Here is a 12,841-nt window from a genome sequence, read left to right on the forward strand (position 1 = left end):
GCCCTCCTTCTGCCATGCGGCGAAGTATCCGTAGACCGTTTCCCACGCCGCGAAGTCGTGCGGGAGGTAACGCCACGGGATCCCCGTGCGGTCGACGTACAGGATGGCGTCCATGATGCGTCGCAAGTCGTGCTCGGGTGGGCGCCCGATGTCCAGACCCTTGCCTCTCCGCTCGGCTCGCCAGGCTGACAGAGTCGGTTCCAGGAGTCCCAGCGTGCATCGGACAGATCGCTGGGATACGGGCGGTGTCGCGTCATGTTTCGGTATTACCGTCAGGCGCGGCACATCCCCAGGGCGCAAACCGGCCTCGGGGAACATCGGTACAGCCGTTGGCGCCGAGATTGATCATGGTCCGATTGGCGCAAGTGTGCTGGCTGTTTCTCCTACTCGCGACGGGCGGGTAGGTCCAGTAGGTGGTGGTTGCTATTGATGAGAAACTCTTCGGCTTCCTCATTGAAACTCTCTGACCGCGACGACGTACCGCAGGAGACAGAACCGCAAGAGTTTCCCATCAACATGCACCTCTTCCTACAGAAAGGATGCTCGGTCGCATCTATAGGGAATCAGCGGCCAAAACGGGGTACTATAGAGAGTCGCATTCCGGATTCTGCATAGCGCTGCGGAAGACTACGACTTGAGGATCTTCCGCAGCATTGACACCATGCATCAGCAGGCGAGCTAGAAGCTAGCTTATGCGCAGGTGCATTTAGCTAGAGATCCGAATGAGATTAAACTAGCGATAGATGTCGATAACTACCCGGTTGGGGTTAGCTAGTGTGAAAGTCCGGTACCGTGAAATGTCACCCAGGGAGAGGCCGAATTGAACATGCCCTTCGAAATCGCTCAGCAGCTGGACTCCCTTGAGTAACGGCAGGTTGACCGATTTCACTCGAGGTGCGGCGTAAGTGGCCGTTCCGCCGTCGTTGTGTGCATGGCCACGGAAACGTCGAAGATGAGATACAACTGCCCTGCTATCTCGATCTTTTCAGTCTTTCCGCTGGGGGTGCCGTAGCTTCCGTCTGATGAGGCGGTTGCCGTAACTGCGCCGGGCAGGGTGCCGTTACTGAAGTCGAGGACGAGGCGGTCGAAGTCGGAGTGGCTACCCGTGCGGGCGTCGAGGACGCAGATGGGCGTGCAGGTGGAGGCGGTTGCGGCGGCGTGTGCCGATGTTCCGGCCATCGTTGCTCCTGTTAGGAGGGGGGCGGCCAGGAGTGTTCCGGTCCGGAATTGCAGACGTCGGGAGATCATAACGAAGCCCTTTCTAGTTCAATTTTCTAGATGGTGCAAATGTGCGGCGATCTAAAATTTTCGACGCGTTTGTTTTTGCTGGCTAGGGGTGGTATCGGTGGGGCTCGGGCGTCAACTTTCGATGAATGGACGCGTTTTCCCGCGAGGACGACTTTTAGCTGCTGCGGGCCGCGCATGCAGCTACGGTTTTTGTAGATTCCAATGTTGGATCGATGTGACCTGTGAGTTTTGTACATTGTTTGCGGCGGTCGATATTTCTCTGCTAGATAACGACTGGCGGTCAAGAGCTCTTATGCTGCGGACGTACGTGATCTGATGCTGCAGCACTTGGGTAATCGTTGACGGGAGCACCGCGAACGTGATCGGGGGCTAGAGCCTTCGGTCGGTAGGGCTGTTATCTCTTTGTTTGGAGGATGCTGGTCCAGAGGTCAGCTGTCATTTCGGCCGTGGCTTTAGTAGGTGGCTGGGTGCCTGTGAGGCTTGTAAGGAGTGCAGGGGTAGCGGGTTTGGTGGTGGTTGCGGGGTGTTCGGCGAAGAGGGCGGTGGTCAGTGCGAGGCGGGGGTTGTAGGTGGTGGTCCATGCGGTGCGGTGGGCTGCGGAGCCGGTATGTGTGGCCCGGGGGCTGTTTGGGGCGGGGATACGCAGCCGGGTGGTGGTTCGTGCTGTGGCGGGTGTGATCGCTGGGTGGGTGTAGAGGGTGTGGCCGTTGCGGGTGATTTTGGCGACGGTGTAGGGGGCGGCGTAGTGGCCGTTCGCGGCAAGGGCTGCGTATGCGGTAGCCACCTGCACGGTGGTGGGGGCAGGATTGTGGCGGATGCGGTCAAGCGGCTGGTTCAGGCGAATTCCGGTGAGAGGTTTAAGGGCGGTGCCGGCTTCGATGGCGCCATGGAGGGCGTCGTTGAAGAGCTGGCGGGCGTAGTCGGCGCCGCCGTACAGCAGGCGGATCGCGCCGTCACCGGGGACCACGGCGGCGATGGCGGTATGCAGTTGTGTGCCGTTGCTGGCCGGGCGGGCGCGCGTGGCGGATTCGGCGCGGGTTCGGACGGTTTCGGCGGCAATGTCCTGCAGGGCGAGGTCGAAGGTGGTATGGATGGTGTATCCGCCGCGGGCCAGCTCCTCCTGGGTGATGCCGAGCTTCTTGACGGCTTCCGTGGTGGCGGCGTCGATGAGGTACTGGCGCTGACCTTCGGTGCGGCCGGGCGGGTAGTAGCGGAAGGCGGGGAAGGTAGCTGAGGCCCGCTGGTTGGGGGTGATGGCGCCGCTGGCAGCCATGGCGTCGAGCACCCAGGCCCATCGGCGCTGCAGGGTGGTGGTGACCTTGGGGTCGGACCCGGCCTTCTCGTAGTAAGAGGGCAGGTTGATGATGGCCGCGAGCGCAGCGCCTTGGGAGACGGTGAGCTGGCTGGCGTTGACGCCGAAGTAGTTGCGGGCGGCTGCCTGGATGCCGGCGGCGCCGCGGCCGAAGTACACCGTGTTCAGATAGCCCTCAAGGATTGTCTCTTTGGTGTGGGTGCGGTCCAGTTTGACGGCGATCAACGCTTCTTTGGCCTTGCGGGACAGGGTCTGCTCCGGGGTGAGCAGGGCGTTTTTGACGTACTGCTGGGTGATGGTCGAGCCGCCCTGCCGGCTGCCTCCGGTGACGGCGGCGAGCACGGCGCGGGCGATCGCGGTCGGCGCGATCCCGGAGTCGGTGCGGAAGGACCGGTTCTCCGCCGCGATCACCGCTTCCTGCACAGGCAAAGGCACCTGTGCGAGTGGTACATCCTGGCGGTCCACTGGGCCCCGCCGCCCGAGGTAGTCGCCATGGGCATCGACGAACACGGTGCTCTGTGCTATCGCCTCCGGGTGCGGGGGCGGAATGTCCACCATCGTGTACGCGCCTACCACTGCAGAGCAGAAGGCCAGACTGAGCGTCATCAGTATTGAAACCAGTCTGCGCAGCCACCGTCGCCGCCGCCGCCGGAGAGTCGGGGAGCGGTGGCCGCCTCGACGCCGTGCACGTCCTGTAGATGGAGAGCGCGACGGACGGGACGTCGTGCCGCGGTGTGTGGTGTGGGAAGGCATGCTTGGGGACGGCAGCGCAGTCGGGCCGCCGGGTTTATGTGGCACTTGAGTGATTTTCGGAGTGAGGGACGTCGGCGGTTAGAGGCGGCCTCGTACGCCGACACTGCGGGCAGAGACGGCTGTCAGCACCTACAGGAGTGGGCGGAGGCGGGCGTAGAGAGGCTGCTCCAGGACTGCTAGGCGCGCAGAGCATTTACGTCGACAATCGTGGTGAGCCGGGAGGTTTTGCAGGCCTGTCAGCCGTAGCCGGGGAGGATGGTCTGGGCGATGGTGTGTCCGGCAGTGTCGTAAACGGTGACGCTGTTGATGAACTCCTGCCGTCCTTTGTTCTGGATCATGGCTTGGTCGGGGAGTGGGCTGATGGCGTACCAGGTGCCCCAGCCGGTTTCACCGGCGAGGCGCACGATGGTGCCGGTCACGGTGCCTTTTGCGGTTTCGATTTTGACGGTGGCCGCGTTGCCCTTGCCGTGGTAGACGCCGGACAGGAAGTAGTTCTTGCCGACGGGTTCGGTCTGGAGGCTGACGCCGGGCCGGCTCTTGTCGAGGTTGCCGTCGGTGACACTGCGGAACTGGTCGGCCTTTTCCGGGGTGGACCAGTGTTTGCCGTCCTTGGTCAGCCACAGCTGCACCTGCGGCATGACCTCGACCCGCTCACCTGGTGCCACCACCTGGGCGGTGCGGGGCGCTGGTACGGCAGGCAGTGCAGCTGGGGTGGCAGAGGACGATAGGCCTGATGGGATGGCGGTGACGGCCAGCGGGACCAGCAGCAGACCGCAGGCGGTGGCCAGTGCAGCGGTGCGGCGGCGTCGGCGTGCTCGGCCCGCCGTCTCGATTGCGGCCAGCGGCGCGGGAGAGGGTGTGATGTCGTAGCCGGCTTCGGTAAACGCTTCACGCAGCCGCTCCGTGTGGAACTGGGACGTCATCAGTGAGCTCCGGAGAAGGGAGACGGGTCGGTGGTGAAGGAGGGATGAGCCCGCAGGGCCGCCAGTCCGCGCCGGGCATGGGTCTTGACCGTGCCGAGCGAGCAGTTCAGGGCAGCAGAGATGTCGGGGTCACTCAGATCCTCGAAGTAGCGCAACACCAGCACGGTCCGCTGGCGGGCAGGCAGCGCGGACAGCGCCTGCACGAGGGCGGCACGGTGTCCGACGGCCTCCGCATGCCCGCCGTGGGTGCGGTGCTCCGTCTCGGGAAGGAACGGCATCAGCAGATGGGTGACGCGTTTCTTGCGGATCCGGCTGAGGTTGTTGTTGACCAGCGCCCTGCGCACATACACGTCGATGTCATCGCGCGGGATACGCCGCCACCGTGCGCAGACCTTGACCAGTGTGGTCTGCACCAGATCCTCGGCCTCGTGGAAGTCGCCGGTGAGCATATGCGCGGTGCGCACCAGGCGAGGCCAGGCCGCAGCGGCGAACTCGGCGAAGTCACCGTGGTTCTCGTGCGTCACAGCGAGCGGATTCCTTAAAGGTCGGGATAGTCACGGTTTAAGGGCGGGTGCCCGGCCAGCCTGACCGGGCACCCGCTACCGGCGCAATACCTTTCAGCCGAAGCTGGGAGAGGTCATCTTGGCGATGGTGCGGCCGGCAGCGTCGTAAACGGTGACACTGTGGACGAAGGAGCGCTTGCCGTCCTTGCTCTTCGGACCGTTGGGAAGCTTGCTGGTGGCATACCAGGCACCCCAGCCGGGCTTGCCCGCCAGGCGCACGATGGTGCCGGTTACCGTGCCCTGCTCCGTCTTGACCTTGACGGTGGCCGCGTCGCCCTTGCCGTTGTAGACGCCGGACAGGAAGTAGCGGCCTTCGACCGGCTCAGCCTGCAGGCTGACGCCGGGCCGGCTCATGTCAATGTTGCCGTCAGTAACGCTGCGGAACTGGTTGGTCATCGTCGGGGTGGACCAGTGCTTGCCGTCCTTGGTCAGCCACAGCTGCACCTTCGGCGCGGCCGCAATCCGCTCACCCGGCGCCACCACCCGAACCGAGGCCGACGAAGAGGCCTTGGCAGCGGCTGCAGTCTGGATACCGGCCATGGAAGCGGGGGTGTTGGCAGTCGCGATAGCGTGCGCCATCGTCGGCGCCCCCACCAGCGCAGCCGCAACCGCCGCTGCCGTCACGTACTTCTTCATACGGGTCATGAACACAATCTCCTCGCGGATCTGAGCGAACGGGGTGGAGGGCGCCTCTCCACCCTCTACAACCCCGTCCATCGCAGTCCGGATGACACAAGACCGAAAAATCCTTTCGGATCTTCCGCACTTCTGAAGGCGTGAGGCGTACCCGGGCCTGCCAGGGGAGTTACTGACTCGGCTCGTCAAGGTGAACTCCCGCGAAGTGCCTGATGGACCTGGAGTGGTGGCTGTATTGCGTGGTGGGTGAGGTATGCGGATGGGGGCGGCAGGCCGACCCGGCTCGCGGGCCCGTCAGCGGTCGGCGAGGGCATCGGCTTCACTCCTCCGAGCCGTCGTTGTCCTCGTCGTCGTCCAGTCCCGGGGCTTCGGGGTCGCGCAGCGGTCGCAGGTTCCCGCCGTCCGGGACGGAGGCGGTGAAGCTGTAACGGCCGAGCACGTTGAGGTTCCTGTGCTTCAGCGGCGACAGCCGGGCGATGTCCTCGTCGCGGATCTCGTGGCCCTCGGCCCGCAGCTGGGTGACGGCGGCGTCGATGTACTTGGTGGTCCACAGCACCACCACGTTGAGGACAAGGCCGAGGGAGCCGAGCTGGTCCTCCATGCCGTCCCGGTACGCCTGGTGGATGGTGCCGCGCTTGCCGTGGCACACGTCCCGGGCGAGCTTGTGGCGGGACTCCTGCACGGTGAGCTGCCGGTTCATCTGCCGGCGGTAGGTGTCGTCGACCGGGTCGACCACGGCGAGCAGGTGCAGGGTCTTGGCGATCCGCCCGTAATCGGCGAACGCCTGCCCCAGCGGGGTAGGCGTCCGCCGTATCCGATCACCTCAGCCACCGCTGCCTCGCTGAGATACCGCACACCCTGACGGTGGTCCGCACCCACCTGGCGTTCACCGTCGGTGCCCGCCGGCGCAGAAGTGACTTCGTACCCCAATCCGGTGCCGAGAGGGGAAAGACGATTTCCTCTTCCGAGCCAAGACTGGCGAAGGCTGCCAAAGTTGGCTGGCCCCGGTAGGAAATCGACCGGAGCCAGCCCGAGTTGCACGAATGCACCGCATACGGGGAGACAACGTGACTGGACCACAATCGCGCTCGTCACGGATCAGGAGCGTCGCTGTTCGCTCCCGGAGGCACGCAACCGTCCTGCTTCTGGCAGGCAGTCTGTTCGCGCTGGCTGGTTGCAGCAACAGCGGTGGGAACGCGTCGCCCATTGAATCCAGCCCTGCTCAGACCGCAGGCTCGCCCTCCCCTAGTTCCACCGTCGACGCCGAGGACGCCGCCGTCATCGCGGCGTACAGGAGCTCATGGGACGCGCAGGCCGAGGCCTACGGCAGGGCCTCCTCCGCGGGCACCGACCTGAAGAAGAACACCACGTTCCGGGCTTTGACCGACATCGAGGCCGATCTCGCGGCCATGCGGAAGGCCGGACAGGTGACGGCCGGAAAGCCAGCGCTACAGCCGAAGGTCGTCCGGGTGACGGACTCCAAGATCCCCACAGCCACGGTCGAGGACTGCGTCGACACCACGAACTGGACGCTGATCGACAGGGCCTCGAAGGAGAAGGTACCGCTGCCTGCGGAGCGACTCACCCGATACGTCAGTACCGCAACGCTTGAGAAGTGGGGGACGAAGTGGATGGTCACGAATTTGACCGCTCAAGACCAAGCCTGCTGACCCGGCGCCTCGCCGCACTGACCGGCGCCCTCGTCCTGGTCACGGCCGGCATGGCGCAGGCCGACGATGACCCTGATGTCGCTGCCGGCAAGTGCCAGGTCATCAAGTTCTGCGTCGGCGTCGGTGACGACACCGACGGCAGCGGTGGACAGGCCCGGGGCTCACAGAGCGACAGTGGCGACAGCAGCGGCAGCCAGGTGAAGTGCCGCTACACCAAGATTGCGCCGAAGCCGCCGGCCGAGCACCCGGCTTGGAAGGGGAAAGCCCCCGAAAAGAACGACCTGTATTTCATGGAGTGTTCGGACGGCGGTGACAACAACCCGGACGGCTTCATCGTCGTGCCAGAGGGCCAGCCTCCCGTGCCGCAGGTGGCCCCCCAGGAGTTAGCTCAGCGCGCTGTCGACTCCATGACACTGCTCGGACCGGACATCGCCAGCCCCCGCGCAGCCGGGAAGTACACCGTGGGTGTCCCGATGTGGATGTGGGTCAACCAGAGCGCCACGACCTACGGGCCGAACACAGCGAGGGCCTCGGCGGGCGGCGTGACCGTCACTGCGACGGCGAAGGTCTCGAAGATCGTGTGGCAGATGGGCGACGGCGCCTCCGTGGCGTGCAACGGCCCGGGCACGCCCTACCAGGCATCCGAGGGGATGGCCGAGTCACCCACCTGCGGACACGTGTACTCAAAGACCTCAGCGGGCGCGCAGGACGCCAAGTACCAGGTGACGGCGACCTCAACGTGGTCGATCGACTGGCAGGGCGGCGGACAAGCCGGCCAGCTCACCGAGATCCGGCAGACCAACGTGCAGGTGGCCGTCGGCGAACTCCAGGTCGTCAGGTAACACCGCCGGAAGGACAGAACGTTGAGCAAGACCCAGGAACGTACGGAAACCGTCGGCTCGAACGGCGAGGGACGCGTAGCCGAACCGGTGACTGCCCCGCGGGTTTCAGCCCGCAGGCGCCGACCGGGTGTCATCGCCCTGTCCCTCGCGCTGATCGCCGCCGGTGGGGCCGGTGTCGCCGTGCTGCTGCTGCAGGCCGGTCACCGCACGGAGGTACTGACCGTGGTCCGCGACGTCCAGGTAGGTCAGGTCCTCACCGAAGCCGACCTCGGGAAGGCTTCTGTCGCCCTGGACCCGGCCGTCAAGGCGGTACAAGCAGGAGATCTGGACTCCGTGGTGGGCAAGCGGGCCGCGGCGGAGCTCAAACCAGGCTCCCTGCTGGCGCCGTCGCAGGTGACGAAGGACTCGCTGGTGAACGCTGGCGAGCAGCTCGTGCCGATTGGGCTGAAGCCGGAACAGGTTCCTGCCACCGCGCTGGTACCAGGGCAGAAGGTGCAGTTGGTTCACGTCCCGGCGCAGGGCAGCGAGGCCGCCGGCAAGACCTCTGACACCCCTCCTGAGACGATCGCCGGCCGGATCGTGAAGGCCTCCGCGGCCGCCCCGGGCACCGGCATTGTGGTCGTCGACGTCGCGACCTCCGCCACTGACGGCCCCACGGCTGCCGCCTGGGTGTCCGCAGGCACGCTGCGCCTGGTCCTGTCCGCTCCGGACGGTGACTGATGGCGGTGATCGCGCTGGCAGGCTGCAGTGGCGCGCCCGGTGTGACCACGAGCACGCTCGCGTTGCTTCTCTCGTGGCCGCTCGTGCCAGGCCGCCGGTTGATCCATGCCGAGTGCGACCCGGACGGCGGGGCTGTGCTGCACGGACTGCTGCAGGGCACGCTCGGAGACCGGTACGGGCTGCGCAACCTGTCGGTCGCGGCTCGCAAAGGCGATTTCAGCGAAGCCTTCTGGCGGCAGCTGATCGACCTGAGCAGTGAGGACGGCAGGAAGGACTCCCCGCGGGACCGGTTGCTGCTGCCGGGCATCACCGAGCCTGCGCAGGAGGCGAGCCTGGGCTCGGTGTGGAAGGCCCTGTCACAGATGTTCCGCGGCATCGCGGCCGAACACGGCCACGACGTCCTTATCGACCTCGGCCGGCGCGGCGCGTATGGGCCTTCCGGCGTCCTGGCCGAACAGGCCGATGCTGTGGTCGTGGTGGTCCGCAACACCCTGCGCTGTCTGCAGGCCGCCCAGGGCCAGGTGAGCACACTGGAGGAGCGCGTCGGCGACGTCGGGGTGATCGTGATCGATGAGGGGCCCTACCCTGCGGGCGAAGTGCAGCGGGTCCTGCAGGTGCCCGTGGTGGCGACCTTGCCGTACGCGCCGAAGGACGCCCGCGTGCTGTCCGACGGCGACGAGCAGCCGCGCCACTTCACGAAGTCGAAGCTGATGAAGGCCGCCAGGGCGAGCAGCAGCCTGCTAGTCCAGCGGGTCGCCCTCCGGCGGGCCCGGCTCGATCCGCGCGGCGCATTTGCAGCAGGGGGTTGATCCGTGCGCGCTAGGCCTCTGCACCCCGATCCGTCCGTGCCTGAGCCGCAGGGCCGTCCCCAGCAGGCGTGGCCGCATCAGGCGAACGGCGCACCTGTGCCTGCGGGTGCCGCCTCGAGTACGCACGCGCTCGGCGCCCCCGCGCCGCAGACGGTCGTCGATTACAAGGTCGCGCGACACATAGCGGCTCAGGTCGCCAAGCAGCGCGAGGAGCTGCTGAAGACCACGCCGGATATGGGCCGGGCCAGCGAAGAGCAGCGTTGCCTGGACTGGATCAATGAGGCGGTCGCCCTGTGGTCGGACGCGAAGGCGATGACGCCCCAGGAGGACGAGTCACTGCGGCGTGCCGTTTATGACCTGCTCTTCAGGGCGGGCAGATTGCAGCCGTATCTGGACGATGAGCGGGTCGAGGACATCATCATCCAGGGCCCGGACCAGGTATGGCTCGACTACGGCAACGGCGAGCGTCGCATGGTCGGGCCGATCGCCGACTCGGAAGAGGAACTGCTGGAGCTGCTCAGAGAGTTGGCCCGCGGCTCCGGGCACGGCGAGCGCACCATCTCGACTGCGAACCCCACCCTCGCGCTGTCGCTGCAGGACGGATCCCGGTTGCAGGCGATCACCGGACTCGGGCCGATGACCTATGCGGTCATCCGCCGGCATCGGGTCTCCCACGCAGATCTCGACGCCCTGGTGCAGCTGGGCACGATCGACCCGATCCTGCGGGAGTTCCTCGGGGCATGCGTGCGCGCCGAGAAGAACATCATGATCGCGGGCAAGCAGAAGGCCGGGAAGACCACGTTGCTGCGAGCGATGCTCAAGGAGTTCGACCCGGAGTGCCGGTTTGCCACCATCCAGACCGAGGACGAGCTCTTCTGCCACGCGAACGGCTATCACCGGCAGGTCGTCTCCCTGGTGGGCCGCGAGTCCAACGGTGAGAGGGACGTCACCGGCCGCGGCGCCGGCGAGGTAGCGCTCCTGGACCTGATGCATCCGGCGTTGCGGATGTCGCTGGAGAGGATCGTGGTCGGCGAGGTGAGAGGCCCAGAAGTCGTCGCCATGATGCAGGCGCTGACGAATGGGGCGGGCGGCAATCTGTGCACCATCCATGCCCGCCGCCCGGACATCATCTTCGACCGGATCGCCGAGCTGTACGCGCTCGCCCACGGCAACCTCTCCGAGCAGCTCGCCTACCGGCAGACGGCGAACGGGTTGGACTTCATCGTGTACGTCGACATGACAGACGAGACGCGGATCGGCGGTCGCCGTCACCGCTACGTCTCCCACGTCCTGGAGCTGGCCAAGATCGGCGAGAACGGACGCCCGGCCACCAACGAAATCTTCACTCCCGGTGTCGAGTTCGGGGAGGTACGGGCGGTACCCCGGATGGACCCCGGCTGCGTAGATGACCTGCGCCGCGTCGGCTTCGATTCGGCACTGCTGCAACAGCCGTACGGGGCTTGGCAGGCACCGCTGCCGCTGAAGGTGGGGGTCAGCCGATGATCCTGCTGTGGGCCCTGCTGAGCGGCATGGCCGTCGTCGGCGGTCTGATCGGCGTCGTTGCCGGTGTCGTGGGTACCACGGCGCCGCGCCGGGCGCCGTTGCGGCAGAGGTGGCAGGCCCTGCGCGCGAACGAGCGAAGCGAGGACGCCCGGCTACGTCAGCGCACTCTGCAGGCCGCGGCGGTCGTCATCTTCGTGTTCGTGTGGCTGATCTCGGGGAACTTCGTGGGTGGGGCGCTCCTGGGCGCGGCCGTCCTCGGCGTGCCCTGGCTGATTGCACCGTCGCAGCTCGCCCAGGCACACATCGGCCAGCTGGAGGCCCTCAGCGAGTGGACTCAGCGCCTGGCCGGCTTGCTCCGGCTGGGCATGGGCCTGGAGCAGGCGATGGTCACCAGCCGTCAGGGTGCGCCGGATGAACTCGCCCCACAGATCACCAACCTCTCCGACCGGCTGCGCCTGGGCTGGCGGCCTGAGGCGGCGCTCCGCGCGTTCGCCGACGAGTTGAACGACATCACCGCGGACAAGGTGGTCGCCGCGCTGATTCTGTCAGTCAACGACCGCGGCCCAGGCCTGGCGCAGGCGCTGGAGGACTTGTCGGGCACGGTCCGCGACGAGGTCGCCCGCAAGCGCTCCATCGAGGCGGACCGGGCGAAGCCGCGGACGACAGTGCGGTGGATGACCGGCATCACCGTGGGCGTCGTGGTGGCCGGGTTCTTCGTGCCGTCGTACACGAAGCCGTACTCCACACTGCTCGGCCAGCTGGTTCTCGCCTTCCTGACAGCCGGGTTCATCGGGGTGCTCGCCCTGATGCGGCAGCTGGGTTCCTTCCGTCGCATCCCTCGTTTCCTCATTCCCGACCCATCCAGCACGGTCCGGCTGCACGCGTCTACGCCGGAGCCTGACCTGCCCGTACCAGGCCGTGAGCCGGAGGGAGTCACTTCATGAACTTGCTTCCCATCGTAGCTACGGGCGGCACGGTCGGCGCCGGCCTCGCGCTGTTGGTGCGTGAGCTGCTCCGCCCCCAGCCGGCCTTGGGCGCGGCGCTCGCTCGCAGCGCTCCTGCCCATTTGGCTATGCCCGGGCCTGAACTGGCTCGTGAGGAGCGGTGGGGCCGGTGGCTGGTGGCACGCCTCGAGCGCCTGCCTGGCGTGCGGCTTCCCACCACGAATCTGGCCTTGCTCGGTCAGGCGCCGGGCCAGTTCATGCTGAAGAAGACCGCGCTCGCCGGCCTGGGCCTACTCTGCCCGGTGATCGCGACAGTCCCGTGGATTATCGCCGGCGTTGCTCTGCCGTTTTACGTGCCCGCTGGCGTCGGTCTCCTCGTCGCGGGGCTGCTGTTCATCACGCCGGATCTCGCGGTGAGGGACCAAGCCAAGCGGGCGCGGGAGGAGTTCGCGCACGCCCTATCCGCCTACCTGGACCTTGTGGCACTCAAGCGGGCCGCTGACGCCGGGCCTGCGGAGGCGCTGGAGAAGGCCGCCGAGGTCGGCCGGGGCTGGCCCTTCGTCTATCTGCAGGGAGCGCTGCGCCGGGCACGGTTGGAGAAGATTCCGCCGTTTCAGGCATTGAAAGAGCTCGCCGCCGAATACGAGCTGCCCGTCCTGGATGACGTCGCCGACATCATGCGGGGTTCGGCCACCGACGGCGCCGCCGTCTACAAGGCGCTGCGGGCGCGAACCGCCGCGCTCAACCCCGAGTTGTTGGCCGATCAGGCCGCAGAGGCGAACGCCGCCAGCGAGAAGATGACCGCGCCGGGCGCCTTGCTCGCCGTGCTGGTGATGTTGCTGATGGCATTCCCCGCGGTGATCCGCATGCTCACCGTCTAAGACCATCCCGACTTGCTGGACGCTTGTGAGGAGCACA

Annotated in this window: 12 protein-coding genes and 2 pseudogenes; 7 read left to right on the forward strand and 7 right to left on the reverse strand. The window is 66.5% G+C overall.

The genetic code is table 11. The features are described from left to right. The 7 genes and pseudogenes from ACF08N_RS33650 to ACF08N_RS33680 form a co-directional block, all read right to left on the reverse strand. Nucleotides 1–257: pseudogene (locus ACF08N_RS33650) on the reverse strand (transposase); the annotation flags it as partial. 628 nt (nucleotides 258–885) lie between these two features. Continuing rightward, nucleotides 886–1,179, reverse strand: a complete 294-nt coding sequence (locus ACF08N_RS33655) for a hypothetical protein (RefSeq protein WP_392328520.1) — start codon at nucleotides 1,177–1,179, stop codon at nucleotides 886–888. 463 nt (nucleotides 1,180–1,642) lie between these two features. Next, entirely contained in the window at nucleotides 1,643–3,166 is a 1,524-nt protein-coding gene (locus tag ACF08N_RS33660) for a transglycosylase domain-containing protein (protein ID WP_392328521.1), read from the reverse strand. Nucleotides 3,167–3,549: 383 nt separating this feature from the next. Next, nucleotides 3,550–4,236 (reverse strand): hypothetical protein, encoded by a 687-nt coding sequence (locus ACF08N_RS33665; protein ID WP_392328522.1) that lies wholly within the window; start codon nucleotides 4,234–4,236, stop codon nucleotides 3,550–3,552. Then, on the reverse strand, nucleotides 4,236–4,760 hold the full coding sequence (locus ACF08N_RS33670) for a SigE family RNA polymerase sigma factor (RefSeq protein WP_392328523.1): 525 nt from the start codon (nucleotides 4,758–4,760) through the stop codon (nucleotides 4,236–4,238). The genes ACF08N_RS33665 and ACF08N_RS33670 overlap by 1 nt, the downstream gene beginning before the upstream one ends. A gap of 93 nt (nucleotides 4,761–4,853) precedes the next feature. Next, nucleotides 4,854–5,444, reverse strand: a complete 591-nt coding sequence (locus tag ACF08N_RS33675) for a hypothetical protein (protein WP_392328524.1) — start codon at nucleotides 5,442–5,444, stop codon at nucleotides 4,854–4,856. Between the two features lie 310 nt (nucleotides 5,445–5,754). Next, nucleotides 5,755–6,237: pseudogene (locus tag ACF08N_RS33680) on the reverse strand (Tn3 family transposase); the annotation flags it as partial. Nucleotides 6,238–6,502: 265 nt separating this feature from the next. Here ACF08N_RS33680 and ACF08N_RS33685 point away from each other — a divergent pair. The 7 genes from ACF08N_RS33685 to ACF08N_RS33715 are packed head-to-tail and all read left to right on the forward strand — an operon-like array spanning nucleotide 6,503 to nucleotide 12,804. Then, nucleotides 6,503–7,105: a hypothetical protein gene (locus ACF08N_RS33685; protein ID WP_392328525.1), complete on the forward strand. Its 603-nt coding sequence runs from the start codon at nucleotides 6,503–6,505 to the stop codon at nucleotides 7,103–7,105. Continuing rightward, nucleotides 7,051–7,947 (forward strand): ATP/GTP-binding protein, encoded by an 897-nt coding sequence (locus tag ACF08N_RS33690; protein ID WP_392328526.1) that lies wholly within the window; start codon nucleotides 7,051–7,053, stop codon nucleotides 7,945–7,947. The genes ACF08N_RS33685 and ACF08N_RS33690 overlap by 55 nt, the downstream gene beginning before the upstream one ends. A gap of 21 nt (nucleotides 7,948–7,968) precedes the next feature. Then, complete coding sequence (locus ACF08N_RS33695) at nucleotides 7,969–8,667, forward strand: SAF domain-containing protein (protein ID WP_392328527.1); 699 nt, start codon at nucleotides 7,969–7,971, stop codon at nucleotides 8,665–8,667. Beyond that, nucleotides 8,667–9,476: a hypothetical protein gene (locus ACF08N_RS33700; protein ID WP_392328528.1), complete on the forward strand. Its 810-nt coding sequence runs from the start codon at nucleotides 8,667–8,669 to the stop codon at nucleotides 9,474–9,476. The genes ACF08N_RS33695 and ACF08N_RS33700 overlap by 1 nt, the downstream gene beginning before the upstream one ends. A 3-nt stretch (nucleotides 9,477–9,479) precedes the next feature. After that, the gene (locus ACF08N_RS33705) at nucleotides 9,480–10,979 is read left to right on the forward strand and encodes a CpaF family protein (RefSeq protein ID WP_392328529.1); all 1,500 of its coding nucleotides are present in this window, start codon (nucleotides 9,480–9,482) and stop codon (nucleotides 10,977–10,979) included. Beyond that, nucleotides 10,976–11,923, forward strand: coding sequence for a type II secretion system F family protein (locus ACF08N_RS33710; protein ID WP_392328530.1), 948 nt, complete (start codon nucleotides 10,976–10,978; stop codon nucleotides 11,921–11,923). Before ACF08N_RS33705 ends, ACF08N_RS33710 begins: the two co-directional genes overlap by 4 nt. Continuing rightward, nucleotides 11,920–12,804, forward strand: a complete 885-nt coding sequence (locus ACF08N_RS33715; RefSeq protein ID WP_392328531.1) for a type II secretion system F family protein — start codon at nucleotides 11,920–11,922, stop codon at nucleotides 12,802–12,804. The genes ACF08N_RS33710 and ACF08N_RS33715 overlap by 4 nt, the downstream gene beginning before the upstream one ends. The last annotated feature ends 37 nt before the right edge of the window (nucleotides 12,805–12,841 follow it).

The sequence above is a fragment of the Streptomyces sp. NPDC015127 genome (assembly GCF_043080095.1).
In the GTDB taxonomy this organism is placed as follows: Bacteria; Actinomycetota; Actinomycetes; order Streptomycetales; family Streptomycetaceae; genus Streptomyces.

What these genes read in the sequence shown, in the direction of transcription:
- ACF08N_RS33655 (WP_392328520.1), bottom strand. Translation starts at nt 1,179, where the DNA reads ATGGCCGGAACATCGGCACACGCCGCCGCAACCGCCTCCACCTGCACG.
- ACF08N_RS33660 (WP_392328521.1), bottom strand. Translation starts at nt 3,166, where the DNA reads ATGACGCTCAGTCTGGCCTTCTGCTCTGCAGTGGTAGGCGCGTACACG.
- ACF08N_RS33665 (WP_392328522.1), bottom strand. Translation starts at nt 4,236, where the DNA reads ATGACGTCCCAGTTCCACACGGAGCGGCTGCGTGAAGCGTTTACCGAA.
- ACF08N_RS33675 (WP_392328524.1), bottom strand. Translation starts at nt 5,444, where the DNA reads ATGACCCGTATGAAGAAGTACGTGACGGCAGCGGCGGTTGCGGCTGCG.
- ACF08N_RS33700 (WP_392328528.1), top strand. Translation starts at nt 8,667, where the DNA reads ATGGCGGTGATCGCGCTGGCAGGCTGCAGTGGCGCGCCCGGTGTGACC.
- ACF08N_RS33710 (WP_392328530.1), top strand. Translation starts at nt 10,976, where the DNA reads ATGATCCTGCTGTGGGCCCTGCTGAGCGGCATGGCCGTCGTCGGCGGT.
- ACF08N_RS33715 (WP_392328531.1), top strand. Translation starts at nt 11,920, where the DNA reads ATGAACTTGCTTCCCATCGTAGCTACGGGCGGCACGGTCGGCGCCGGC.